This is a genomic window from Segatella bryantii (assembly GCF_022024215.1).
GTDB lineage: Bacteria > Bacteroidota > Bacteroidia > Bacteroidales > Bacteroidaceae > Prevotella > Prevotella bryantii.
On sequence record NZ_CP091798.1, the window covers coordinates 1,371,487 to 1,396,658 of the forward strand.

Below are 25,172 nucleotides of genomic sequence, written 5' to 3' on the forward strand. Positions count from 1 at the left end.
TATGTTAAAACAATTATACATCCGTAATTTCACTCTTATAGATGAACTTAATATTCAGTTTAACTCTGGCTTTTCTGTCATCACAGGTGAAACTGGTGCAGGTAAAAGTATCATTCTTGGCGCTATCGGTCTATTATTAGGCAACCGAGCTGACAGTAAATCGATTAAACAAGGACGAGACAAATGTATTATCGAAGCTCATTTTGACTTATCAAGATACAACATGGAAAGTTTCTTTACCAACCATGAAATAGAGATGGATATGGAAGATACGATTATCCGTCGCGAACTTACTATTTCTGGTAAAAGCCGCGCATTTATCAATGATACCCCCGTCCAACTTACATTGATGCGTGAGTTAGGTGAAACACTAGTTGATATACACTCCCAGCACCAGAACTTACTTCTTCAAAAAGAAGATTTCCAGTTGAATGTCATCGATATTATCGGTATGACAGAACAGGAATTAAACGAATATAAAAAAGAATTTAACAAATATCATGAACTAGTTAAAGAAACAGAAGATACTAGAGCACAAATTGAAGAAAATAAACGAAACGAGGATTTTTTGCGTTTTCAACTGAAAGAAATAAGTGAAGTTAAGATGCAATCCGGCGATCAAGAAAAATTAGAAAAGGAAAGTGAGCAATTAGCTCATGCAGAGGATATTAAAAGTGCTTTATATTCTTCAGACCAATTACTTATGGGCGATGAGGGAGGTATCATAGAGAATCTTAAACTAGCGGCACAACACCTTCATAACATCGAAAATGTTTACGAAGAGGGCATAGAGTTAGTACAACGCCTAGATAGTAGCTATATCGAACTAAAGGATATTGCTCAAGAAATAAGTAGCAAAATGGATAATTTCGAGTTTGACCCGCAACATCAAGTTGAAATAAATACGAAACTCGACAGTATCTATACCCTACAACAAAAATTTCATGTTAATAGTATAGACGAATTACTTGAAATACAAGAACGGCTTAAAGAGCAAATTGAGAATATAGATAATAGTGATGACGTGCTCAAAGAACTTGAAGAAAAGACCTATAAACAAGAACAGATTTGCCGTAATAAAGCAGCTGTCCTTACCAAAAAGCGTTTAATTGCAGCCAAAAAGGTCGAACAAGAAATGAGCAATAGATTAATACCTCTAGGTATTCCTAATGTAAGATTTCAAGTTGAAATATTAAAAAAAGATCTTAGCATTGATGGTGTTGATAAAATTAATTTTCTCTTCAGTGCCAACAAGAGTACACCAATGCAGCCTGTCACCCAAGTAGCAAGTGGTGGTGAAATAGCTCGTGTCATGTTATCACTTAAAGCCATGATAAGTGGCACTGTTAAACTCCCTACCATTATTTTCGATGAAATAGACACAGGTGTCAGTGGAAAGATTGCAGAAAAAATGGCTGTCATCATGCAGGAAATGGGCAATAATAATCGACAGGTTATTAGCATTACACACTTACCTCAAATTGCAGCTATGGGTAGTACACACTATAAAGTATCTAAAGAGGAAACCCCAGAAGGAACTGTAAGTCATATGCAATTATTAAACAATGATGAACGAGTACGTGAAATAGCTCAGATGCTTAGTGGTAGCGACATTTCTCAGGCTGCTATAAATAATGCTCAAGAGTTATTACGCCCTGTTTTGAATAAAAAATAAAATCAATTATAAAACATGAAGAAAGTTTTAATAACCTTTATATCCCTATTACTATTGGCTTCGACAGAAGTCAAAGCTCAGCCTGGACCTGTCAAAAAGGTTGCAAATGCCGTTTTTACAATTACTACCTTCAAATCTGATGGCAGCATCCTTGCTAATGACCATGGAGTATTCATTGATGGAGAAGGTACCGGCATCACAAGTTTTTCTCCATTCATTGGAGCTACGAGCGCAAAAATACATGATGCACGCGGAAAAGAACTTGAAGTCGACTATATCATTGGCGCTAACGAATTATATAATGTTGCCAAGATTAAAGTTAAAGGACTTACATCTTCTGCCCCACTAGCTGCTGATATCAAAGCTGGAACAAAAGCATGGCTCGTTCCATATGCAGTTAACACACCAGCATGCCAGGAAGTAAAAGTTGATAAAGTAGAAAAATTTAATTCTACGTTCAACTACTACATTATGAATAGTAATGCTCCTGAAAATGCTATTTCTTGTCCGTTTGTAACTGCAGATGGTAAAGTATTAGGTCTTTTAGTCCACAGCAACACCGACAGCGATGTACATGCTATCGATGCACGTTTTACAAACAGCCTAAAAGTAAATGGCATTTCTAGTCTAGACCCAGCCTTAAAACAAACAGAAATCCGTACAAAATTACCAGACACTGAAGATGATGCCATGTTCACTCTTATCATGGCAAAAAACAAGGGAAATGAAAATAATGTTGTAAAATATATAGAGGAATATATATCTAAATTTCCTACATCATCAGAAGGCTATAAAGAACAAGCTGAATATCTAATGCTTAAAAACAAATATGCAGAAGCAGATAAGATTCTACAAACAGGGATACAAAAATCAAGCAAAAAAGATGAAGCCCATTATAATTATTCTTCCATGATCTACAAAACAGCGATATACTCTCCGGAAAAGTATCAGCTGTGGACTCTTGATAAAGCCTACGAAGAGGCGGAAACAGCTTATAAGATTCAAGCCCTTCCTGTATACCAGCACCTAATGGCGCAAATCATCTTTAGCCAACAAAAATATCAAAAGGCATATGAATCTTTTATTGCATTAACTAAAAGTGACATGAGGAGTGGTGAACTTTTTTATGAAGCTGCTCAAAGTAAACGAATGCTAAATGCTCCGAAAAATGAAATATTTGCTTTATTAGACAGTGCTGTTAATGTATACACTCGCCCATATACGGTACAGAATGCTCAGATGGTTGCACCTTATATATATGCACGCGGAAAAGCACTTGATGAAATGGGTAAATATCGCGAAGCTCTTAAAGATTACAATGAATACGACACTTTAATGCTATTTCGCGCAAACCATGAATTCTACTATACAAGATACAAATGTGAAATGCAGATTAGACAATGGCAACAGGCATTACAAGATATTAGCCATGCAATTATCCTTAACCCAAACGAACCAACTTATTTCGCAGAACTCGCTAGTTTAGACATACGAGTTCACCGCGAAGAAGAAGCTATAAAATCTGCACGTCGTTGTATTGAATTAGCACCGGAATATGCTGATGGCTATTTATTGCTCGGTTTGGCTTTATGCCAAACAAATAATACGACAGAAGGTATTACAAACCTAGAGAAAGCAAAACAGTTAGGTGACAAAAGAGCAGATGGTTACATCAAGAAATTTAAATAATAAGTATTAATTAAGGTCAGCAAATTATTCTGCTGACCTTAATTAATTATTCTACCGCACACCCTATCGTTAAGAAAGCGCTTTCTTCCAAGGCTTCCAAACTATGACTTTTTTCTCTAGGTATACGTATAAAATCACCTGGAAAACAAACGATTATATCACTGCCTACAACCAATTTAATTCTACCAGAACGTATAAGAAAACACTCTTCCATTGTAGCATGAACATGCGTTTCGACAAATTCCCCTTTCTTCAATGTGGTAAAGGCTATTTGCGTTAAATCAGACTCACTTTCCTCATTTGACAACAAAACACGTTTCATTCCACAACCATGAGAAGTTATAGTTCCCTCCACGGCATAAAGGCTTCTAAATAAAATTTCCCTATTCATATCACTTACAAAAATAAGTGATTTCAAACATTTATTCGACTGAAAATCAAAAAATTATCGCTAAAATTAGGTAAAACAAGAAAAAAATAGTAATTTTGCACCCGATTTTGAACTGTAGGAGTCGATGAGTGACTCCGACTAAACATAAAGTCTAACTTTATTAATTATTAATTTTTATTTTTATGTCAGATTTAAAGAACGTACAGCCATTAGCAGATTTCAATTGGGACGAGTTTGAAAATGGATCTGTAGCAAACGTAAGCAAAGCCGATCTCGAAAAGGCTTATGATGAAACTCTTAACAAGATTCAGGAGCATGAAGTAGTTGAGGGTACAGTAATCGCTTTGGACAAGAAAGAAGTAATTGTAAATATCGGTTACAAGAGCGATGGTATCATTCCAGCTTCTGAGTTCCGTTACAATCCTGAGCTCAAGATTGGCGACAAAGTAGAAGTTTACGTTGAAGATCAAGAAGACAAGAAAGGTCAGCTCGTACTTTCTCATAAGAAGGCACGTCTTGCTAAGAGCTGGGACAAGATTAATGAAGCTCTTGAGAATGAAGAGATTATCCAGGGTTACATCAAATGCCGCACTAAGGGTGGTATGATTGTTGATGTATTTGGTATCGAAGCATTCTTGCCAGGTTCACAAATCGACGTTCATCCAATCCGTGACTACGATGTATTTGTAGGTAAGACTATGGAGTTCAAGGTTGTTAAGATCAACCAGGAGTTCCGTAATGTAGTTGTTTCTCACAAGGCTCTTATCGAAGCTGAGTTGGAAGCACAGCGTAAGGAAATTATTGGTAAGCTCGAAAAGGGTCAAATCCTTGAAGGTACCGTTAAGAATATCACATCTTATGGTGTATTCGTTGACCTTGGTGGTGTTGACGGACTTATCCATATCACAGACCTCTCTTGGGGCCGCGTAAGCGATCCACATGAGGTTGTAGCTCTCGACCAGAAGATTAAGGTTGTTATCCTTGACTTCGATGAAGAAAAGAAGCGTATTGCTCTTGGTCTCAAGCAGCTTACCCCACATCCATGGGATGCTCTTGATGCTAATCTTAAGGTTGGTGATCACGTTAAAGGTAAGGTTGTTGTTATGGCAGACTACGGTGCATTCGTTGAAATTCAGCCAGGAGTTGAGGGTCTTATCCACGTATCTGAAATGTCTTGGAGCCAGCACTTGCGTTCAGCTCAGGAATTCATGAAGGTAGGTGACGAAGTAGAAGCTGTTATCTTGACACTTGACCGTGACGAGCGTAAGATGAGCCTTGGTATTAAGCAGCTTAAGGAAGATCCATGGGAGGCTATCGAAGCTAAATATCCTGTAGGTAGCAAGCACAATGCTAAGGTACGTAACTTCACTAACTTTGGTATCTTCGTAGAGCTCGAAGAAGGTGTAGATGGTTTGATCCACATCAGTGACCTCTCTTGGACTAAGAAAGTTAAGCATCCTTCAGAGTTCACACAGGTAGGTGCAGAAATCGATGTAATTGTTCTTGACATCGACAAAGAGAATCGTCGTTTGAGCCTCGGTCACAAGCAGCTTGAGGATAATCCTTGGGATGCTTATGAAGCAATCTATACTCCAGGTTCTGTACACACAGGTAAGATTTCTGAGATGATGGATAAGGGTGCTGTTATCACTTTGAACGAAGGTGGTGAAGGCTTCGCTACTCCAAAGCATCTTCAGAAGCAGGATGGTTCACAGGCTCAGCTCGGTGAAGAGCTCGAATTCAAGGTAATCGAGTTTGTTAAAGAGACAAAGCGTATCATCCTTTCACACAGCCGTACTTTCGAAGAGGGTAAGGAAGAATTCGCTAAGCCAGCTCGTCGTAACAATGCTCCTTCTCACAAGAATGATGCTGCTGCTATCAACAATGTTGCTGCAGGTACTTCACTCGGTGATATCGATGCATTGGCTAAGTTGAAAGCTGAAATGGAAAAGAACAATAAGTAATTTGATTGCTATTCCAAAATAACACAATAAAGGTTGAGTTCATTTTGAACTCAACCTTTTTTATATCTATTTTTTCTTCCCTCGGATTAAATAATATCCCCAAAAACAAAAATAAGGCAATCTCAGAAAAATAAAGAGACAGCCTTATTCATAACACTAATTAAGAAAAACAAGTTAATCCATCTTATAAATTTACTTTATTCAGAAAATCCTGAAGTCGAGCTGACTTAGGATTTTCAAAGATCTCTGTAGGAGATCCTTCCTCTGTAATATATCCATCACTAAAAAACAAGATTCGATTAGCAATATTTTTAGCAAACGACATTTCATGAGTTACAACAACCATTGTCATACCCGATTCTGCTAATTGTCTCATCAAAGCTAAAACCTCTCCTACCATTTCAGGATCAAGCGCAGATGTTGGTTCATCAAAAAGCATGATATCCGGATTCATAGCCAAAGCTCTAACAATAGCTATACGCTGTTTCTGTCCACCACTAAGAACATCCGGATAAGCATCCGCTTTGTCAGCTAAACCAATACGCAGAAGCAATTCGTCAGCTTTTTGAGAAGCTTCCTCTATAGACATTTTTTTTAACTGTACAGGAGCCAACATAATATTTTGTCGTATGGTCATATTAGGAAATAGATTAAATTGCTGAAAAACCATACCAATTCGTTCTCTCATCTTATTGATATCTATTTCAGGTGACGTAATATCTACTCCCTCCAAGAGAACTCTACCAGAAGAAGGACGTTCTAACAGATTAAGCATACGAAGGAATGTACTTTTTCCACATCCAGAAGGACCAATTATAGCAATGACATTCCCTTTACTAATAGATAAATTAATATCTTTAAGGACTTCATGCTCACCAAAAACCTTTTTAATGTGCTCTGTTTCGAGCAATATATTATTAGCTTCTTTCATTTTTGCGTAATTTTTTTTCAATTCTACTTACACCAGCCTCTAATGACATTACCAATACGAGATAAATCAAAGCTACCACACCTAGCGGCAACATTGCATCATAAGTAATACTTCGTATTATATCTGATCCCTTGGTCAAATCTACCAACCCTATATAACCACTGATAGAAGTCTCCTTTAACAAGGTTATCAATTCATTACCTATGGCAGGTAAAACATTCTTATAAGCCTGCGGTAAAATAACAAAGCGCATGGTTTGTGCATAAGACATACCCAAAGATCTACCCGCCTCCATCTGACCTCGATCTATTGACATAATTCCTGATCGAATAACCTCTGCTAAATAAGCAGCAGAATTTAGACCAAATGCAACAATAGCAACGACCACTTTACTTACATCTGCAGAAGCAAAAATTACATAATAAATAATCAAAAGCTGTACCATTGTCGGAGTACCTCTCACTATGGTAAGATAGACACGGCATAACGTATTTAGAAATTTCATATTACCATTTCTATCATGAGAAGTACGTACAATCGCTATTAAAGACCCTAATATCAAAGATATAATAATCGCAAAGACAGTAATTAATATCGTATTGCCTAAGCCATGTAATAGATATAAGTATCGATGCTCTACTAAGAAATCCATATTAAATTTATCCATAAAAGACATCGAGCCAACAGTTGTTTCATTATTTTTTACAACGATAACCTGCCTACAAGAAGTATAAGGCGAACTGAAAAGTACATTCTTAAGTCGGTCAGGCGTAACTGTTAAGCCAGCCGCTCCTACATCTGCCTTTCCAGTCTGCACACTTGTTATAACGGCATCGAAATTGACATCTTCAAACTCAATACTCATTCCCAAGATATCGGCAATTGCTTGCATCACATCGATGTCAATACCAACAATAACCCCATCATCATAATATTCATATGGAGGAAAAGTCGCATTTGTTGATACAACTAAATGACCATTTGGGCGACCTATTTCTCTCTTCTGATAGGCCACAGGTATATTATCATAAATATGTCGATGAATAATTGTATCAAGCAGTCCGCTATTCTTCAACTTAACCAAAGCTTCATCTATTCTTTGTTTCAAAACCACTCTATTTTTGGATACACAGAAGGCATAAGCATCATGTGAAAAAGACTGAGGAAGGACTTCAAGATTTTCATTCTTTCGGACAAAAGCACGAGCAGGCTGTTCATCATCTACCACACAATCTATCTTTCCCTGAAGCAACGCTTGTATTGCATCTGCACACTTTGTATAGCGTTCTACCTTTGTTTGCTGATTATTCTTCTCCAACTTAGAAAGTCTAACATCACTGGTAGTACCCAATTGTACTCCAATATGTGCTCCAGACAAATCTGAAGGCGACTTTATATTCTTTTGCTGTGAGTTACCACAAGCACAAAGTAGTAAAACCACTAAGAGTACATATAAAACACTAATATACTTTCTCATACGATATTTATCTAAATAATTACTTCTTACCTTTATTAATAATATAGATACCAGCCGTAGCGAGACTAGCAGCTACAGCATATTTCCAATGGAAAGTCTCACCCAAACATAAGCATGAGGTCACAGCTCCAACAATAGGTATAAGGGAATTCCAAATAGCTATTTTACCTACAGGATTACAGGTAAGCAATTTATTATATAAAGTAAACCCAATTGTAGATATACTTATCAACAACAAAAGAATAATTACTCCCCAAGCTGTTATTTGAGGTAAACCACCTCCCATTAGCAGCCCCGGGATAATAAGTAAAGCACCTCCTATACCTAAACTATAACCAGTGCCGATGAATACATCTACAATTTTATTTACGCCACGCGTCATCAATCCAGCAAAAGCTCCACATAGTGCGTTCATAATAATCATACCATCACCTAACCACGTAAAATTTCCACTTTCTTTTCCCCCTAGATTCAGAGCTAAAATACCTAAAAATCCAATAATACAACCCAATATTTTACGAAAAGACATCTTATCGCTCTTGAAGAATACGCAAGCCAATATAACGACCGTAAATACACTCAACGAATTAAGAATTGCAGCACGAGCTCCCTGACTATGCGACAAGCCAATATAAAAAGCAGCATAATGAAGCGTGGTATTAAGCAAAGCAAAGAACATCAGAAAAAGAAAAGCGCCAAATCGGCTGGCTTTTATTTTCCATGAAAACGGGCGATGAGTCAACTTTGCTATACTTAAAATGATAATACCAGATAGACAAAATCGTATACCTGCAAAAAGCATCTTACTTCCTGTCATATCTGAGGTAATACCAAATTCAGCAAAACCCAACTTTATAAGTGGATAGGCCCATCCCCATAAAAAAGCAGCAATGAAGGCAAAAACAGCTGCCCATATAGGCTTTTGAAAAATACTCATACTTAATAAATTATAAAAACATCCAAAAATAATATTTTTGCACTTTTTGAGAACAATAATACTATATTTTTTTGCAAAGATACAAATTTATACACTTTTTCGATGCATAAATATCTTAAAAACGTGATTTATAAATATATATAAGCCAAATTTTACAATTTTTCTATTTCTGCCTACTTAATAATAATCTTAAATAGCGTCTTTTATGAATATATATTCATAAAAGGGCACTCCAAACTAGACAATAAATTATCATTTACAAGAGTAGAATTAAATTAAAGTTCACAAAATTCCAATTGAGTTAATCAAAAAGGAATATTATAAATAGTCTACTGAAAAATAATAATATTTTTTTACAAAAGCATCCATTAGATTTACGTTTTACTAAATACAAACCAAATGGGTAAAGAATATGAAAGTTTCAGAACATATATAAAAGACTAGAAATCAAGTAGTTATATTTTATCAACATTACATAATAAGCAATATAATGCCTATAATTCTATAAAATTACCAAATTAAACCATAAAAGATATGATGTATTCTCTTCATGAACTTAGTCTTTAAGTCCCACAAACATTCCATTTATAAAATTCATCTACAAATAAGTACTATTTAGAAAATCTCATTCCGAAAAAACTACATTATTTTTCCTAGATGAACTCATATACAAATAGCAGCTTAATGATATATATACTACAAAAAGTAGAAATCAGAAAAAGTAAGAACTAAAACAAACTTAAAGAAAAATCTGCTTCATCATTTTTTTCGTCTTGTACATCTGTCTTAGGAGGTGTTTCATCAGTGAAATCGAACATAAGTTGCTGACTTTCTTTCACCATATTATTAATACGATAGACTCCCCTATCAGTTTTTTCGATAATAGAATCAACACTACGTGAGTGAGAAATCAAAAAATGCGTCACATACACATGAAGTGAAGAATAATCAACTGGATTGAAAATAGAATTACAAGCATTAAAAACATGGTGTGCTATTTTCTCTGTCTTTAATCCCTGCTCTCCTGCCTCAGAAAGTACCTTAAATATTTCTCTATCGTATTCGTGCATATATAAATAATTAAAAAAGCCGCAAGCTACATTATGCTCACGGCTTTCTTATCGTTCTTTAAAATTTAGGCGAGAACTATCTTATTATCTTCGTCTTTAATTTTTCCTTCTTTAAAAAGCCAACCAATACCTAGTAAAGCCTCTTCTTTGCTAATATTAGCTGCCTTAGCGATATCTGCTACTGCCAATGGATTCTCAGCTGCAGCAAGTGCCTGATAAACATCACCAGCTTTAAAACCTACATTTTCTGCATTGAGAATCAATGTTGTTTTCTTTGCTGTTTTCTTTGGAGCTGCTTTGGTTACAGCTGTCTTAGTTGATTTCTTTTCTGCCATATTTTAGTAAATAATTTAAATTTTAGAGTATTCCTTCATACTGATGCATAAGCATCAAGGATATCTCACTAATAAAAAAAATCTACCGCAAAAATAACAAATAAAAAGCAATCTGCAACAAGAATTAGCCTAAAAAGGGCATTTTGTCAAGTTATATGTTACTTTTCTTGATGTAAGTCAACCTTAATCTGCAATTCATCAAGTTGTTTCATATCCAATGCAGATGGAGCATCAAGCATTACATCACGTCCTGAATTATTTTTAGGGAATGCGATGCAATCACGGATGCTATCAAGACCTGCAAGAATACTTACAAAACGATCAAGTCCGAAGGCAAGGCCTGCATGTGGTGGAGCTCCATACTTGAAAGCATTCATCAAGAAACCAAATTGAGCTTCAGCACGTTCTGGTGTAAAACCAAGTACCTCAAACATTTTTTCTTGCAACTTAGTATCATGGATTCGCAAACTACCACCACCGACTTCAATACCATTACATACAAAATCATATGCCTTAGCTCTCACCTGTTCAGGATGCTCATCAAGCAATGGAATATCATCAGGATTAGGCATTGTAAAAGGATGATGTGTTGCCATCAGGCGTTGTTCCTCATCACTCCACTCAAAGAGAGGGAAGTCAACAATCCACAAACACTTGAAAACATTCTTATCCATTAAGCCTAAACGATTACCCATTTCTAGACGAAGTGAGCAAAGCTGTGTACGAGTTTTATTTGGTTTATCACCAGACAAAATCAAAACAAGGTCACCATTATTAGCGCCCATCGCTTCTTTTACCTTAGCAAGATCATCTGTCGTATAGAACTTATCAATAGAACTCTTTACAGAACCGTCTTCATTATACTTAATATACACAAGCCCTTTAGCACCTACCTGCTGACTTTTTACAAAGTCTGTAAGCTGATCAAGTTGCTTGCGAGTATAATTAGCACAACCAGGTACACATATACCACCAATATAAGCAGCCTCATCAAATACACCAAATTTACCAAGCTTCAGTACATCCATGAGTTCTACGAACTCCATACCAAAACGAAGATCAGGTTTATCACTACCATATTTCTTCATAGCCTCTTGCCAAGTCATCTGCTGCATCTTTGGTATATCGACGCCACGAATTTCTTTGAAAAGATGACGAGCCATATCTTCAAAGAGGTTAATAACATCATCCTGATCTACAAAACTCATCTCACAGTCTATCTGAGTAAACTCAGGCTGACGATCAGCACGAAGGTCCTCATCACGGAAGCACTTCGCAATCTGGAAATAGCGATCGATACCAGCTACCATCAGCAACTGCTTCAAAGTCTGCGGACTCTGTGGTAATGCATAGAACTGTCCTGGATTCATACGAGATGGAACGACAAAGTCGCGTGCACCCTCTGGAGTAGAACCGATAAGAACAGGTGTCTCAATCTCCATGAACTGCTTACTATCAAGGAAATTACGAATAAGGATAGTCATACGATGACGAAGTTCCAAATTCTTACGAACGGCATTACGACGTATATCAAGATAACGATATTTCATTCGAAGGTCATCGCCGCCATCAGTTTCATCTTCAATAGTAAAAGGAGGAGTGAGAGATGGTGACAATACTTGAAGTTCCTTGGCGATAATCTCAATATCACCTGTAGAAATCTTGTTATTTTTACTCTGACGCTCACTAACGATACCCTTGACTTGGATACAAAACTCACGACCCAATTTATTAGCCTCCTCACAAAGAGCTTTGTCGTCAGCTTCATTAAATACAAGTTGTGTAATACCATAGCGATCACGCAGGTCGATAAATGTCATACCACCCATCTTACGTGAACGTTGTACCCAGCCAGCTAAAGTTACATTTTTACCGGCATCAGAGAGTCGCAACTCTCCACACGTATTTGATCTATACATATTTAGTATTATTATAATATTCTTTGAAATGCAAAGTTACAGCAAAAATATTGAAACACAAAAAATATAATGATTAAAATCATAGAAATATAGAGCTTATACTATTGACTACTCTGCAATATTCTTTGATTTCTGCTTACTTCTATAATTTTTGCCATCAGACTTTGGATTTTGAGAAAAAAGTAGTAAGTTTGCCATAACCATAATTACAATATCTCAAAAACCTGATAAAAAGATAATGAAAAAGACATTTATTTTAGGCCTTCTAGCATTAGTAGCGACCTCTTCTTTTGCACAGAATGCTCAAGAAGTTCTTGCTACAGCTCAGAAAGCAAACGCTTACTTTATGGCAAAATACGCCGACCCTACAACTCCTACTTTTGTTAAAAAAATTCGTCCAAGTAATTTATGGACTCGTGCGGTATATTATGAAGGTCTTATGGACCTCTACAGCATCGATAGCAACCAGAAATATATAGACTATACCGATACATGGGCTAATTTTCACAAATGGGGTCCAAGAAACGGCGTAAAAACTACGGATGCTGACGATCAATGTTGTGGACAAACATATATAGATCGCTATGTCCAGACGGGCAAGAAAAACAAATTCATGATTGAGAATATGATTAAAAACATGGATTTGCAGATAGCTTCAGGAAGACTTAATTATTGGACATGGATTGACGCTATCCAGATGGCTATGCCTCTATATGCCAAGATGTACAAAGTAACTGGAGACCGCAAATACATGGACTATGCTATGAAAGCATACAGATGGAGTCGAAACGAATGTGGAGATGGTCTTTTCAACACTAAGACAGGGCTATGGTATCGAGATGCTGACTATGTTCCCCCTTATAAAGAAGCTGACGGTAATGATTGTTACTGGAGTCGTGGTGACGGATGGGTTTATGCAGCATTAGTCAGAGTAATGAAAGAACTTGATCCAAAAGACCCATATTATAAAGAATTAAAAAAAGATTTCATAGCTATGAGCACTGGAATTTTAAAATGTCAACGTGAAGATGGATTTTGGAATGTAAGTCTTGTCAGCCCAACTACTTTTGGAGGCAAAGAACTTACAGGTACAGCTCTCTTTCTTTATGGCATGAGTTGGGGCATCCAAAAAGGTTTTCTAAAAGCAAAACTCTATCGCCCGGCAGCAGATAAAGCTTGGAATGCACTCGAAAAAGACTGCGTTCACACAGATGGCTTTTTAGGATGGGTTCAAGGCACAGGCAAAGACCCTTCTGCAGGTCAACCTCTATCCTATACAAAGGTACCTGATTTTGAGGACTATGGCACAGGATGCTTTTTACTTGGTGCAACTGAATATTACAAGTTATTGATATCAAGTAAATAAAAATAATTATTTATAAAAGGTCAGATTGTCATCTGACCTTTTTTTATAATCATTTATTAGTTAAACATTGCAAATTTTTATCGTTATACTAAACTTACTCTGTATTTTTGCGTCAAAATTTTGAAATTAATTATATCAATGAATAAAATGAAGAAGACATTTTTAGCAATGTTGATGATGATGGTAAGTATTTTATCAACATATGCACAAGCTGAAATCAAATTTGACAAGTTAACGAATAATTTCGGAAACTTTGAAGAGTCAAACCCTGTACAAAAGGCGACTTTCACTTTCACAAATATAGGTGACAAACCTTTAGTTATAAACCAAGCCATAGCTAGTTGCGGATGTACTGTACCTAACTACACAAAACAGCCTATAATGCCAGGACAAAAAGGTACAATCAGCGTAACTTATAATGGTAAAGGGAAATTTCCTGGCCATTTTAAGAAGACCATTACCGTTAGAACTAATGGAAAGGTAGAAATGACTCGTTTGTATATTGAAGGAAATATGACAGAGAAAAAGTAATCAAAAGATTATATAACAAGTATTTTCTACTATACCATAAAAGATTATAAATAAACAAACAGGCATGGCCAGCTTCACAGCTCGTCATGCCTTTCGTATAAAATTAACTCAAGTATAAAAAGAAAATTTGTTTGTATCTCATAGTCCATAGTCTTCAATCTCACTAAAGACCTATTCAGCAATTGAATATTTCTACTAAAATCAAAGACTTAAAAAATCAAGAAAAGTGCTAATCACACACATTTTACTAAATTCCAACTTAATAGTAGAATAAAGTATCCATTATTTCTTTTTTAATTTATTCAATCGCAAAGATAATTATATTTTCGTATAAAACAAAATAATTAGATTTTTTTTTGTTCACCACAACCATATATCACATTCTATTATGACATTTTCTCATTTTTTATAGTTACCTTTGCATACAAAACATCCTACAAATATGATTTTTTACTTTTCTGCTACAGGCAATAGTCGATGGGTAGCTATCCAACTTGCTGCTAAGACCAGAGAACGTCTCATTAATATTACAGATGCTCTTAAGGGCGACTGTACATATCCCTTAAGCGAAGATGAATCAATTGGTTTTATTTTTCCTGTTCATGGATGGAGAACTCCAAAAATCATAGATCAATTCATAGCACGACTCACTATTGATATCTCTGATAGAAATAGCAAAAAAGGAATTAAGCCCTACTGTTTCGTTCTACTGACTGCTGGGGATGAAATCGGTCAAACGCTTAATTATCTCCACAAAGATATCAAGCACAATTCGTCCCTCAATGCATTATATATCCAGGAAGTTGATGCCGCCTTTAATATCATCATGCCAGAATCATATATAGGATTACCAGGAATGAACATTGATACTACTGAAAATCAGCAAAAAAAATATAATAATGCCAAACTACAGCTTCAATCCATAGCAGAAGCTATCATAAAGCGACAAAAAGGGCATTTTTCATTAGTAAAAGGTCCCACTCCATGGCTATATTCCAAAGTACTTGGAGGCATTTTCAAACATGTTTTGGTAACTGATAAATATTTCAAAGTGGATGTAAACAAATGCATCAGATGTGGCATTTGCACTAATGTTTGTCCAGTTCACAATATCGAAGGTGGACATGGAAAAACTCCTACTTGGAAACACAATCAACAATGCCTAACCTGTTTTGCATGTTTTCATCACTGTCCTAAACACGCAATAGATTGGGGAAAAATGACACAGAACAAAGGACAATATTTCTTCAAATAGACTAAATCTCAATAAAATGGGAAAAATTATATTTTTACTATTAAGCATACTAACAACAATTCAAGTCTCTGCAGCTAAAGTTAATCCGACACCTGTGAAAGTAATGCAGAAAGATGGTACAATTCTGATTATTCAAGGTCATGGAGATGAGCATTTTCACTGGACTACTACTCTAGATGGAGTTATAGTATGCCAACAAAAAGATAGTTACTATATAGCAGAAATAGATGAACTAGGAAATATTTCTGCCTCAACTCTGTTAGCTCATAATTCTGAAGACAGAAATAGCAAGGAAAAGGAACTTATTGCGAAACAAAAGCAAGTATCCTTCAATAAGCCAAATCTATCATCAGTTTTGGCTAAATCGAATATAGGAAATGGCATTTCTAACATCAAATATTTTCCACATTTAGGATGTCCAAAAGCCCTTGTCATACTCGTAAACTTCCAAGATACAGTATTCCGTATAAACCAGCCCCAAGAAGCTTTCGATGAATATTTAAATAGCACAAATCAACTAACAGACTTTGGCAACTGGAATACAAAAAATAGTACTAGTGTCAAAGGCTATTTCGAAAATGTTAGTAACGGGCAATACTCACCAGAATTCGACGTTATTGGTCCCATTACAGTATCTAATAGCATAAGCTATTATAGCAATTCTGAAGAAAGCACTCTACTAAAAGAAGCCTGCCAACAAGTAGACAATCAAATTGACTTTTCACAATATGATTCCAATAATGATGGCGACGTGGATCTTGTTTTTTTGATATGTGCAGGATATTCTCAAAGTAACTCTAACAATAAGAACGACATCTATCCCAAAATTACAACGACAAGTAATCTAACATGCGATAATAAAAATATCAAATTGTATGGCCTAAGCAATGAATTGAATTTTTATCCTGGATTTAGAGAGCATTTTCCAAATGTACCTACCTACTGCATAAATGGCCTAGGTATTTTCGTTCATGAGTTTTCACATGCTCTTGGATTACCAGATATGTATTCAGAAAGTGAAAGTAAGCCAGGACTAGAGTATTGGGACCTGATGGATGGTGGTGAATACAATCATAATGGTACAGGATACTCTCCTACACCATACACACCCTGGGAAAAAGAAGTTATGGGATGGCAAAATATCTCTTACCTCAAGAACGACACCTCAATCATAACCCTACAACCAAATACAGAGGCCTACAAGATACAACAAGATGAGAATGCCAAACAATATGCTATCATCCAAAATATACAAAAAACAGGTTTATATACGAATATGCCAGGACATGGTATGCTTGTATATTTAGTAGATTATGAAGACACTGTAAATATCTTTGATTTTCCTAATAGAGGATACAAACCAAGATTAACCATATTACCAGCAGACGGCGAACTCATATCATTTTACGCTAAAGACCAAACGAATTACTATATAAGTATGGCTGGTGATCCTTTTCCTGGCACAAATAAAGTTACTCAAATAAGCAGTATAGCACTAAACGACGGAGTGGTTATCAGCAATCCCATGTATAAGATAACAGAGAACGCTAATGGCACTCTCACATTTAACTACTTAAAAGAAAATATCTCTACCGGAATAGATCAAGTAAACTATGATATTATCGAAAATAATGTAGTAGACAATAAAATCTACACAATTGATGGAAGATACCTAGGTAAATATGGAGATATCAAGTTAAAACCAGGAATTTATATTCTTAACAGACAAAAGATTATTATAAAATAAACAGAAATAACAAGATGAGAACAAGAACATCCACATGGTTTGAAACCAAGATCCGTTATGAGAAAATGATGGAAGACGGTATGCAGAAGAAAGTTACAGAACAATATGTAGTTGACGCTCTGAGCTTTACCGAAGCAGAAAGCAGCATTATAGATGAGATGTCTGTATATATCAGTGGCGAAATGGACATCACAGATATAAAGCATGCAACTTATGGCGAAATATTTTTTAGCGATGCTGATGCTGACGATAAATGGTACAAAGCCAAGCTACAGTTTATCACCATCGACGAGAAAACAGAAAAAGAAAAGAAATCAACTGTAACTTATCTAGTTCAGGCTAATTCTGTCAATGGAGCCATCAAGAATATTGATGAGGTTATGGGGGGTACAATGATTGACTACATTACATCAAGCATTCAGGAAACACAGATTATGGATGTGTTTGAACATCATGCTCCTAAGAAAAAAGAAGAAGTGAACGATGTACCAGAATATGAACAAAACAATACTACTGAACAAGTAGCAGAATAAAATAAAATATGCAAACAGACGTAGCAAAGAATTTGCACGAGGTGCTTGACAACCTGCCTCAGGACGTGCGCCTCGTTGCTATCAGTAAATATCATCCTAATGAATATATCGAAGCAGCCTATCAAGAAGGACAACGCATCTTCGGTGAAAGTCACGAACAAGAATTAGCCAAGAAAGTAGAAAGCCTTCCAAAAGATATAGAATGGCACTTTATAGGACACTTACAAACAAACAAAGTAAAATATATTGCGCCCTATATATCCATGATAGAAGCCGTAGATTCTTTTAAATTATTAAAAGAAATCAACAAGCAAGCTGCCAAACATGACAGGATCATCAACGTGCTTTTGGAGCTACATATAGCAGAAGAAGAAACCAAATACGGACTCACCCTAGATGACTGCCGAAACCTACTAGCCGAAGGAACATGGAAAGAACTGGAACACGTACAGATCTGTGGACTCATGATGATGGCAAGTAATACAGATGATACTCAGCTTATTGAGAATGAATTTGATATCGCAGCTAAATTCTTTGATGAAATAAAGCAAAAGTATTTTGCTAATGATAATCATTTCTGTGAACGAAGTTGGGGTATGAGTAATGATTACCAACTAGCCATTAAGCACCAATCCACCATGGTTCGTGTTGGCACGTTCATATTTGGACCAAGAATTTACTAAAATATGCATATTAATATCAAAGAGTAGCTTCAGAGCTACTCTTTTTGTTTTTATAATGAGAAAAACTTGATTTTATTCGACTGTATTTTTTTTTTTTAATACCTTTGCCAACTGATAATTAAAAATAACCGAAAAAAGATATGCCAGAAATATCAGTACGCGGAATAGAAATGCCAGAATCGCCTATCAGAAAATTGGCACCATTGGCAAACGCTGCTAAAGAACGCGGTATAAAAGTTTATCATTTAAATATCGGACAGCCAGACCTGCCTACTCCACAATGTGGCCTTGATGCTCTTAAGAACATTGACCGCAAAGTATTAGAGTATTCACCATCTCAAGGCTATCTTAGCTATCGAAAGAAATTGGTAAACTACTATAAGAAATTCAATATCAATGTAGCACCTGATGATATTATCATCACTTCAGGGGGTAGTGAGGCTGTGCTTTTTGCCTTCATGAGTTGTCTTAATCCTGGAGACGAAATCATTGTACCAGAACCTGCTTATGCTAACTATATGGCATTTGCCATTTCTGCAGGAGCTAAAATTCGCACCATTGCAACAAGCATTGATGAGGGGTTTGCATTACCAAAAGTTGAGAAATTTGAAGAATTGATTAATGAGCGCACTCGCGCTATCATGATATGTAATCCAAACAATCCTACAGGTTATCTCTATACCCGACGCGAAATGAACCAAATAAGAGATTTGGTAAAAAAATATGATTTATATCTATTTTCCGATGAGGTTTATCGCGAATATATCTATACAGGATCGCCATATATTTCTTGTATGCATTTAGAAGGTATTGAGAATAATGCAATACTTATTGACTCTGTATCAAAACGCTACTCTGAATGTGGTATTCGAGTAGGCGCTTTAATTACCAAAAATCCAGAAGTCAAACAGGCTGTCATGAAATTCTGCCAGGCACGCTTATCTCCACCTTTAATAGGTCAGATAGTAGCAGAAGCATCACTTAATGCTCCCGAAGAATACTATCGTGAAGTCTATGATGAATATGTAGAACGCAGAAAATGCCTGATTGATGGTCTAAACAGAATTCCGGGAGTTTACTCTCCAATTCCTATGGGCGCATTTTATACAGTAGCTAAACTTCCTGTAGACGATGCTGAAAAATTCTGCCGCTGGTGTTTAGAGAAATTTAGCTATGAAGGAGAAACAATTATGATGGCACCTGCAGCAGGTTTTTACACTACACCTGGCGCTGGTTTTAATCAGGTTCGTATGGCCTACGTACTCAAAAAGAAAGATTTACAACGTGCCTTATTTATTTTAGGCAAGGCTTTGGAAGCGTATCCTGGCCGAGTAAATGAATAAATTATAGAGGACAACAATAGAAATGAACTTATCATTATTTTTAGCGAGAAAAATATTCCTTGATAAAGGTGACAAACGTAAAGTATCACGACCTGCTATTCACATTGCAACAGCAGGTGTTGCTATTGGTTTGGCAGTAATGATTATTTCAGTTTGTGTTGTCCTCGGATTTAAACATACAATACGCGATAAAGTTATAGGATTTGGTAGTCATATACAAGTTGGTAATTTTCTTAGTTTGCAAAGCCAGGGTACGGAACAGTATCCTGTAGCGATGAATGATTCTATGATGAATGTTCTTAAACACATCAGTGGAATCAAGCATGTACAAAGATTTGCTTACAAGCAAGGATTACTCAAAACTAATAATGACTTTCTAGGAGTAAACTTTAAAGGTGTAGGACCTGAATGGGATTCAACATTTATTGCTAATAGTATGATAGAGGGTACTATCCCCCACTTTGACGATAAAGCAAGCCATAACAAGATTTTAGTGTCTAAAACTATGGCAGATAAACTGAATCTCAAATCCAATCAAAAAATTTTTGCATATTTTATTGATAATAATGGTGTTAGAGCACGTCGCTTTACAATCTGTGGCATCTACGAAACTAACCTTAAGAAATACGATCAGATAATGTGTTTCTGTGACCTATACACAGCAAGAAAATTAAATGGTTGGGAAGATGACCAAGTTAGCGGTGCAGAATTACAAGTTGAGAATTTCGAACAATTACCAATTGTTGCCAATCGTATTATTGGTAAAGTAAACAAAACCGTTGACCATTATGGAGAAACATATTCTAGCTCCACTATCAAGGAAATAAATCCTCAAATATTTGCTTGGTTGGGATTGATGGATTTAAATGTTTGGGTTATTCTTGGTCTCATGCTAGCTGTAGCCGGAATAACAATGATATCAGGACTACTTATCATCATTTTAGAACGTACCAATATGATAGGTATACTAAAAGCACTTGGCGCAAGAAACAAGACCATTCGCCATACATTTTTATGGATGTCTGTTTTTATTATAGGAAGAGGCTTACTGATAGGTAATATCATTGGTTTGGGACTCATTGTGCTACAGCAATACACAAACTTAATCAAATTAGATCCTCAAACATACTATGTAAGTACTGTTCCAGTAGAGTTTAATTGGCTATATATCGTACTTATCAATATAGCAACTATGCTAATATGCACCTTCATCCTTATAGCTCCAAGCTATGTAATCAGCAAGATTAACCCTGCTAAAAGTATGCATTACGAATAGACTTTTTACTATTCGCAGTATAAGAATACTATTTACACTTTTCGATTTTTCTCCTAAAATCGGCTTTTTTTCCGATTTAGAAAAAAAATTGCACATATTTTTTGGAAATGTGCCAAAGAAGGATTACCTTTGCACACAAAATATTTTTTTGTGCAATGGAACATATACCTAGCTTTAATTCATTAATTGAAAAAAGCATTAAAGATAATTGGAACAGAGATGCCTTGACAGACTTCAAAGGTAAAACACTTCAATTTCACGATGTTGCCCGCAAAATAGAAAAGACGCATATCATTTTTGAGAATATCGGTATTCAAAAAGGTGACAAAATTGCGTTATGCGGAAGAAATAGTGCAAATTGGGCAGTATTGTATCTTTCTACAATTACTTATGGAGCTGTTGTCGTTCCTATTCAACATGAATTCAAAGCAGAGCAAATTCATAATATAGTAAATCATAGTGAAGCGAAACTTCTCTATGTTGGCGATGTTGTAGCTACGCAAATTGATCCAGAAGAAATGCCTAATCTACAAGGTGTTATCTATTTGCCAGATTTTTCTATCATTAAATCACGTTCAGAGAGCCTGAACTATGCTCGAGAACATCTAAATGCTATGTTTGGTGAGAAATACCCAAAATATTTTCGTGCTGAACACGTGCATTATCATGTCGATGAAGCTGAAGAATTAGCATTAATCAACTACACTAGTGGTACAACAGGTTTTTCAAAGGGCGTAATGTTACCTTATCGCACCCTTTGGAGTAACATAGATTATTTGATGAACCATGTAGGAACTCATCTTCCTAAAAACTGCAATGTTTTGTCTATACTTCCAATGGCTCATATGTTTGGCTTGGCATTCGAATTTTTATTTGAGTTTATAGCAGGAAATCATATATTCTTTCTCACACGACTCCCTAGTCCTACAGTCATCCATGAGGCCTTCCAAGCTATCCATCCAGCCATCATCATCTCTGTACCGCTTATAGTGGACAAAATTGTCAGAAAAAAGATTTTCCCTAAAATACAGACCAATCGCATGCGACTGCTAATGAACATGCCTGTGGTGAAAAAGAAAATTAACGAAAAAATACTGGAACTTGTTAAAGAAGAATTTGGAGGTAATGCCTATGAAATCATTGTAGGTGGAGCAAGTCTAAATCCTGAAATTGAACAATTCCTTAAGAGCATCCACTACCCAATAACAGTAGGTTATGGTACAACAGAGACCGCGCCACTAATTACATTCAGCGATTGGCATGATTTTGTTTCAGGTAGCTGTGGTAGACCAGTAGACCATATGGAGGTTAAAATTAATAGTGAAGACCCAACAAACATACCAGGAGAACTTCTCACAAGAGGATTAAACGTGATGCAAGGCTATTATAAAAATCAAGAAGCTACAAAAGCAGCTCTTGATAAAGATGGATGGTATCATTCTGGTGATTTAGCCACTATGAGCGAAGATGGCCATGTATTTATTCGTGGAAGAATCAAAAATATGCTTCTTGGCTCAAATGGCCAAAATATTTATCCAGAAGAAATAGAAAATAAACTTAACTCTATGGCTATGGTAAATGAAAGTATCATTCTTCAAAAAGATGATCAGCTAGTAGGTTTAGTTCACCCAGATATGGAAGAAGCAAAACTTATGGGATTCACAGATGATGACCTAATAAACATTATGGAAGAAAACAGACAACAATTGAACAAAATGTTGCCTCCTTTCTGTAAAATATCAAATATACGCCTTCATGGTGAAGAATTTCAGAAGACTCCTAAAAAGAGTATAAAACGATATTTATATCAAGATACACTATAATTCCCTATCGTATCACCAACATAGTGAACAAAAGAGATAAAAATATATGGAAAATATAAACATTCCAAGTTTTAACGCCATGATAGAAAAGAGTATCATAGACCATTGGGATATGGATGCTTTAACAGATTATAAAGGCGTAACACTACAATATCACGACGTAGCGAGAAAAATAGAGAAATTACACATCATGTTTGAAAATAGTGGTGTGCAAAAGGGTGATAAAATAGCTCTCTGTGGGCGAAATAGCGCAAGTTGGGGAGCAGCATTTTTAGCAACATTAACATATGGCGCAATAGCAGTACCAATTCTCCACGAATTTACACCAGAACAAATTCACAATATCGTCAATCATAGCGACGCAAAACTGCTTTTTGTTGGTGATGTTGTAGCCACGCAGATTGATGCAACCAAAATGCCTGGCCTAGAAGGTATCATATATATTCCAGACTACTCGTTAGTGATATCACGAACTGATAAACTAACATATGCACGTGAACACCTGAACGAGATATTTGGACATAAATACCCAAAATATTTCCGCAAAGAGCATATTAGCTATTATAAAGAACAAAATCCTGATGAGCTAGCTTTAATTAACTATACAAGCGGTACTACCGGATTTTCAAAGGGAGTTATGATTCCTTACAGAGCACTTTGGAGCAATGCTGATTTTGCAGAATCCGTACTAGGTAAACAACTCAAGCAAGGTGACCCTGTTATTAGTATATTACCTATGGCTCACATGTATGGTATGGCTTTCGAATTTATTTTTGAATTCATAAAAGGCTGCCATATTTATTACCTCACTCGAATACCTAGTCCTGCAATTATTGCAGAAGCTTTTGGAAGCATCCAGCCTAAGATAATTATTGCAGTACCAATGATTATCGAGAAAATTATCCGCAAAAAGGTATTTCCTAAGATACAGAATAATAAAATGCGTATGTTGCTCCACATGCCTGTAATTAGTGGAAAAGTAAAGGAAAAAATTTGCGAACAGGTTACAAAAGCTTTTGGTGGACGATTTTATGAAATCATTCTTGGTGGAGCAGCCTTTAATCAAGAAATAGAAAGTTTCCTCAAGCAAATCAAGTTTAATTATACCGTAGGATATGGCGCAACAGAATGCGCACCTATTATTTGTTATGCCGACTACTCTACTTTCGTAAAAGGTAGTTGCGGACGAGCAGCTCTTCACATGAAGGTTAAAATAGACAGTAAGGATCCTGAAAATATTGCTGGGGAGATTTTAACAAAAGGCCCAAATGTCATGCTTGGCTACTATAAAAATGAAGAAGCTACTGCACAAGTTATAGATAAAGATGGGTGGTATCATACAGGAGACTTAGGTACTATGGATGGTGATGGTAATGTCTTTATTCGTGGACGTAGCAAAAATATGCTTTTAGGTTCTAACGGCCAAAATATATATCCTGAAGAAATAGAAGATAAACTCAATTCACTTGCTCTAGTAAACGAAAGTGTTGTCATTCAGGAAGGAGAAAAATTGGTAGGCTTAGTTCACCCCGATTTTGATGAAGCCAAAGCCATGAACTTTACCTCTGAAGATATCAAAAACATTATGGAGGAAGACAGAATTCAGCTCAATTCAATGATGCCAAATTACAGTAAAGTTTCTGAAATTCGCATCCATGATGAAGAATTTGAAAAGACACCAAAGCGCAGTATAAAACGTTATCTGTATCAAAAATAATTATTTAAACATAAAAAAGGATATAGTTAAGTTTAACTATATCCTTTTTCTATGCAGAATCAAATAACGTATTGACGCTTTGTAAACGTCTCATCAAGAATGATATCACCATTACGAAGTGAGCGAGCTAAATAACGAAACTTAAATCCATAATCCTTATAAATTTTAACTCCAGTATCATTCATTAAATTTTTACGCAACGCTTCTCTTATGCCTTTATGATTCTTACCTAGCATAACCTTATCATCTAACTTATTTCTAAAAGTATAATAATAAGTATAAGTGTGAGTTTCTTTATCAAATGTTACACTATCCATACGAGAATCTTCTCGATAAGGAGTAGGACAAAATCTCTTAGTATATAAAGCAGCCTCTTCCACTGCCCTATCCTCAATACTCTTCCTACACCCAACAAAAAGAAAGAACAAGGATGGAAAAGCTACTAAAACTGTAAATAAAAATAAATATTTCCTGATCATAGCTTCATTTTATACTGCAAAAATAAGAAAA

The 25,172-nt window shown here is 35.8% G+C and carries 21 protein-coding genes; 13 read left to right on the forward strand and 8 right to left on the reverse strand.

Annotation, left to right across the window (positions count from 1 at the left end; all coding sequences use genetic code 11):
• Window position 1: 1 nt before the first annotated feature.
• Window positions 2-1,675 carry a DNA repair protein RecN gene (gene recN, locus L6471_RS09850; protein ID WP_027452851.1) on the forward strand — a complete coding sequence of 558 codons (1,674 nt, stop codon included), beginning with the start codon at window positions 2-4 and terminating at the stop codon, window positions 1,673-1,675.
• A 15-nt stretch (window positions 1,676-1,690) separates the two neighbouring features.
• The gene (locus L6471_RS09855) at window positions 1,691-3,364 is read left to right on the forward strand and encodes a tetratricopeptide repeat protein (protein ID WP_094448732.1); all 1,674 of its coding nucleotides are present in this window, start codon (window positions 1,691-1,693) and stop codon (window positions 3,362-3,364) included.
• Window positions 3,365-3,410: 46 nt separating this feature from the next.
• Here the strand turns inward: L6471_RS09855 and L6471_RS09860 are convergent, their stop codons facing one another.
• Window positions 3,411-3,782, reverse strand: a complete 372-nt coding sequence (locus L6471_RS09860; RefSeq protein WP_143067163.1) for a cupin domain-containing protein — start codon at window positions 3,780-3,782, stop codon at window positions 3,411-3,413.
• A 155-nt stretch (window positions 3,783-3,937) separates the two neighbouring features.
• Between L6471_RS09860 and rpsA the strand changes: the two genes are divergently transcribed.
• Window positions 3,938-5,719, forward strand: coding sequence for a 30S ribosomal protein S1 (gene rpsA, locus L6471_RS09865; RefSeq protein ID WP_006283194.1), 1,782 nt, complete (start codon window positions 3,938-3,940; stop codon window positions 5,717-5,719).
• A gap of 184 nt (window positions 5,720-5,903) precedes the next feature.
• On the opposite strand, the gene L6471_RS09870 is transcribed toward rpsA, so the two are convergent.
• The 6 genes from L6471_RS09870 to aspS all read right to left on the reverse strand — a co-directional run bounded on the left by L6471_RS09870 (window position 5,904) and on the right by aspS (window position 12,388).
• Window positions 5,904-6,650, reverse strand: coding sequence for an amino acid ABC transporter ATP-binding protein (locus L6471_RS09870; protein ID WP_006283193.1), 747 nt, complete (start codon window positions 6,648-6,650; stop codon window positions 5,904-5,906).
• Window positions 6,637-8,127 (reverse strand): ABC transporter substrate-binding protein/permease, encoded by a 1,491-nt coding sequence (locus L6471_RS09875; protein ID WP_027452854.1) that lies wholly within the window; start codon window positions 8,125-8,127, stop codon window positions 6,637-6,639. The genes L6471_RS09870 and L6471_RS09875 overlap by 14 nt, the downstream gene beginning before the upstream one ends.
• 19 nt (window positions 8,128-8,146) lie before the next feature.
• A complete protein-coding gene (locus L6471_RS09880; RefSeq protein WP_237797279.1) occupies window positions 8,147-9,064 on the reverse strand; it encodes a DMT family transporter in 918 nt (305 codons plus the stop codon).
• A 728-nt stretch (window positions 9,065-9,792) separates the two neighbouring features.
• Window positions 9,793-10,134, reverse strand: a complete 342-nt coding sequence (locus L6471_RS09885) for a hypothetical protein (RefSeq protein WP_006283190.1) — start codon at window positions 10,132-10,134, stop codon at window positions 9,793-9,795.
• A 65-nt stretch (window positions 10,135-10,199) separates the two neighbouring features.
• Entirely contained in the window at window positions 10,200-10,469 is a 270-nt protein-coding gene (locus L6471_RS09890) for a winged helix-turn-helix domain-containing protein (protein ID WP_006283189.1), read from the reverse strand.
• A gap of 158 nt (window positions 10,470-10,627) precedes the next feature.
• Window positions 10,628-12,388, reverse strand: a complete 1,761-nt coding sequence (aspS, locus tag L6471_RS09895; RefSeq protein ID WP_006283188.1) for an aspartate--tRNA ligase — start codon at window positions 12,386-12,388, stop codon at window positions 10,628-10,630.
• 238 nt (window positions 12,389-12,626) lie between these two features.
• Here aspS and L6471_RS09900 point away from each other — a divergent pair, with 238 nt between their 5' ends.
• The 10 genes from L6471_RS09900 to L6471_RS09945 all read left to right on the forward strand — a co-directional run bounded on the left by L6471_RS09900 (window position 12,627) and on the right by L6471_RS09945 (window position 24,662).
• Complete coding sequence (locus L6471_RS09900) at window positions 12,627-13,754, forward strand: glycoside hydrolase family 88/105 protein (protein ID WP_237797280.1); 1,128 nt, start codon at window positions 12,627-12,629, stop codon at window positions 13,752-13,754.
• A 147-nt stretch (window positions 13,755-13,901) separates the two neighbouring features.
• On the forward strand, window positions 13,902-14,285 hold the full coding sequence (locus L6471_RS09905) for a DUF1573 domain-containing protein (protein ID WP_027452857.1): 384 nt from the start codon (window positions 13,902-13,904) through the stop codon (window positions 14,283-14,285).
• A gap of 442 nt (window positions 14,286-14,727) precedes the next feature.
• Window positions 14,728-15,540 carry an EFR1 family ferrodoxin gene (locus tag L6471_RS09910; protein WP_237797281.1) on the forward strand — a complete coding sequence of 271 codons (813 nt, stop codon included), beginning with the start codon at window positions 14,728-14,730 and terminating at the stop codon, window positions 15,538-15,540.
• Window positions 15,541-15,556: 16 nt separating this feature from the next.
• On the forward strand, window positions 15,557-17,287 hold the full coding sequence (locus L6471_RS09915) for a M6 family metalloprotease domain-containing protein (RefSeq protein WP_027452859.1): 1,731 nt from the start codon (window positions 15,557-15,559) through the stop codon (window positions 17,285-17,287).
• Window positions 17,288-17,301: 14 nt separating this feature from the next.
• Window positions 17,302-17,820 carry a DUF4494 domain-containing protein gene (locus L6471_RS09920; protein WP_027452860.1) on the forward strand — a complete coding sequence of 173 codons (519 nt, stop codon included), beginning with the start codon at window positions 17,302-17,304 and terminating at the stop codon, window positions 17,818-17,820.
• A gap of 8 nt (window positions 17,821-17,828) precedes the next feature.
• Window positions 17,829-18,503: a YggS family pyridoxal phosphate-dependent enzyme gene (locus L6471_RS09925; protein WP_027452861.1), complete on the forward strand. Its 675-nt coding sequence runs from the start codon at window positions 17,829-17,831 to the stop codon at window positions 18,501-18,503.
• A gap of 140 nt (window positions 18,504-18,643) precedes the next feature.
• Window positions 18,644-19,846 (forward strand): pyridoxal phosphate-dependent aminotransferase, encoded by a 1,203-nt coding sequence (locus L6471_RS09930; protein WP_006283181.1) that lies wholly within the window; start codon window positions 18,644-18,646, stop codon window positions 19,844-19,846.
• A gap of 22 nt (window positions 19,847-19,868) precedes the next feature.
• Window positions 19,869-21,122: an ABC transporter permease gene (locus L6471_RS09935; protein WP_027452863.1), complete on the forward strand. Its 1,254-nt coding sequence runs from the start codon at window positions 19,869-19,871 to the stop codon at window positions 21,120-21,122.
• Window positions 21,123-21,277: 155 nt separating this feature from the next.
• Window positions 21,278-22,945, forward strand: a complete 1,668-nt coding sequence (locus L6471_RS09940) for an AMP-binding protein (protein ID WP_094448062.1) — start codon at window positions 21,278-21,280, stop codon at window positions 22,943-22,945.
• A 46-nt stretch (window positions 22,946-22,991) separates the two neighbouring features.
• Window positions 22,992-24,662 carry an AMP-binding protein gene (locus L6471_RS09945; protein WP_027452865.1) on the forward strand — a complete coding sequence of 557 codons (1,671 nt, stop codon included), beginning with the start codon at window positions 22,992-22,994 and terminating at the stop codon, window positions 24,660-24,662.
• A gap of 59 nt (window positions 24,663-24,721) precedes the next feature.
• Here L6471_RS09945 and L6471_RS09950 read toward each other — a convergent pair whose 3' ends face one another.
• Complete coding sequence (locus L6471_RS09950) at window positions 24,722-25,141, reverse strand: hypothetical protein (protein WP_050787950.1); 420 nt, start codon at window positions 25,139-25,141, stop codon at window positions 24,722-24,724.
• Window positions 25,142-25,172: the final 31 nt, after the last annotated feature.

What these genes read in the sequence shown, in the direction of transcription:
- L6471_RS09855 (WP_094448732.1), top strand. Translation starts at nt 1,691, where the DNA reads ATGAAGAAAGTTTTAATAACCTTTATATCCCTATTACTATTGGCTTCG.
- L6471_RS09935 (WP_027452863.1), top strand. Translation starts at nt 19,869, where the DNA reads ATGAACTTATCATTATTTTTAGCGAGAAAAATATTCCTTGATAAAGGT.
- L6471_RS09925 (WP_027452861.1), top strand. Translation starts at nt 17,829, where the DNA reads ATGCAAACAGACGTAGCAAAGAATTTGCACGAGGTGCTTGACAACCTG.
- L6471_RS09950 (WP_050787950.1), bottom strand. Translation starts at nt 25,141, where the DNA reads ATGATCAGGAAATATTTATTTTTATTTACAGTTTTAGTAGCTTTTCCA.
- L6471_RS09870 (WP_006283193.1), bottom strand. Translation starts at nt 6,650, where the DNA reads ATGAAAGAAGCTAATAATATATTGCTCGAAACAGAGCACATTAAAAAG.
- L6471_RS09890 (WP_006283189.1), bottom strand. Translation starts at nt 10,469, where the DNA reads ATGGCAGAAAAGAAATCAACTAAGACAGCTGTAACCAAAGCAGCTCCA.
- rpsA (WP_006283194.1), top strand. Translation starts at nt 3,938, where the DNA reads ATGTCAGATTTAAAGAACGTACAGCCATTAGCAGATTTCAATTGGGAC.
- L6471_RS09900 (WP_237797280.1), top strand. Translation starts at nt 12,627, where the DNA reads ATGAAAAAGACATTTATTTTAGGCCTTCTAGCATTAGTAGCGACCTCT.
- L6471_RS09920 (WP_027452860.1), top strand. Translation starts at nt 17,302, where the DNA reads ATGAGAACAAGAACATCCACATGGTTTGAAACCAAGATCCGTTATGAG.
- L6471_RS09910 (WP_237797281.1), top strand. Translation starts at nt 14,728, where the DNA reads ATGATTTTTTACTTTTCTGCTACAGGCAATAGTCGATGGGTAGCTATC.
- recN (WP_027452851.1), top strand. Translation starts at nt 2, where the DNA reads ATGTTAAAACAATTATACATCCGTAATTTCACTCTTATAGATGAACTT.
- L6471_RS09945 (WP_027452865.1), top strand. Translation starts at nt 22,992, where the DNA reads ATGGAAAATATAAACATTCCAAGTTTTAACGCCATGATAGAAAAGAGT.
- L6471_RS09905 (WP_027452857.1), top strand. Translation starts at nt 13,902, where the DNA reads ATGAAGAAGACATTTTTAGCAATGTTGATGATGATGGTAAGTATTTTA.
- aspS (WP_006283188.1), bottom strand. Translation starts at nt 12,388, where the DNA reads ATGTATAGATCAAATACGTGTGGAGAGTTGCGACTCTCTGATGCCGGT.
- L6471_RS09930 (WP_006283181.1), top strand. Translation starts at nt 18,644, where the DNA reads ATGCCAGAAATATCAGTACGCGGAATAGAAATGCCAGAATCGCCTATC.
- L6471_RS09885 (WP_006283190.1), bottom strand. Translation starts at nt 10,134, where the DNA reads ATGCACGAATACGATAGAGAAATATTTAAGGTACTTTCTGAGGCAGGA.
- L6471_RS09940 (WP_094448062.1), top strand. Translation starts at nt 21,278, where the DNA reads ATGGAACATATACCTAGCTTTAATTCATTAATTGAAAAAAGCATTAAA.
- L6471_RS09880 (WP_237797279.1), bottom strand. Translation starts at nt 9,064, where the DNA reads ATGAGTATTTTTCAAAAGCCTATATGGGCAGCTGTTTTTGCCTTCATT.
- L6471_RS09875 (WP_027452854.1), bottom strand. Translation starts at nt 8,127, where the DNA reads ATGAGAAAGTATATTAGTGTTTTATATGTACTCTTAGTGGTTTTACTA.
- L6471_RS09915 (WP_027452859.1), top strand. Translation starts at nt 15,557, where the DNA reads ATGGGAAAAATTATATTTTTACTATTAAGCATACTAACAACAATTCAA.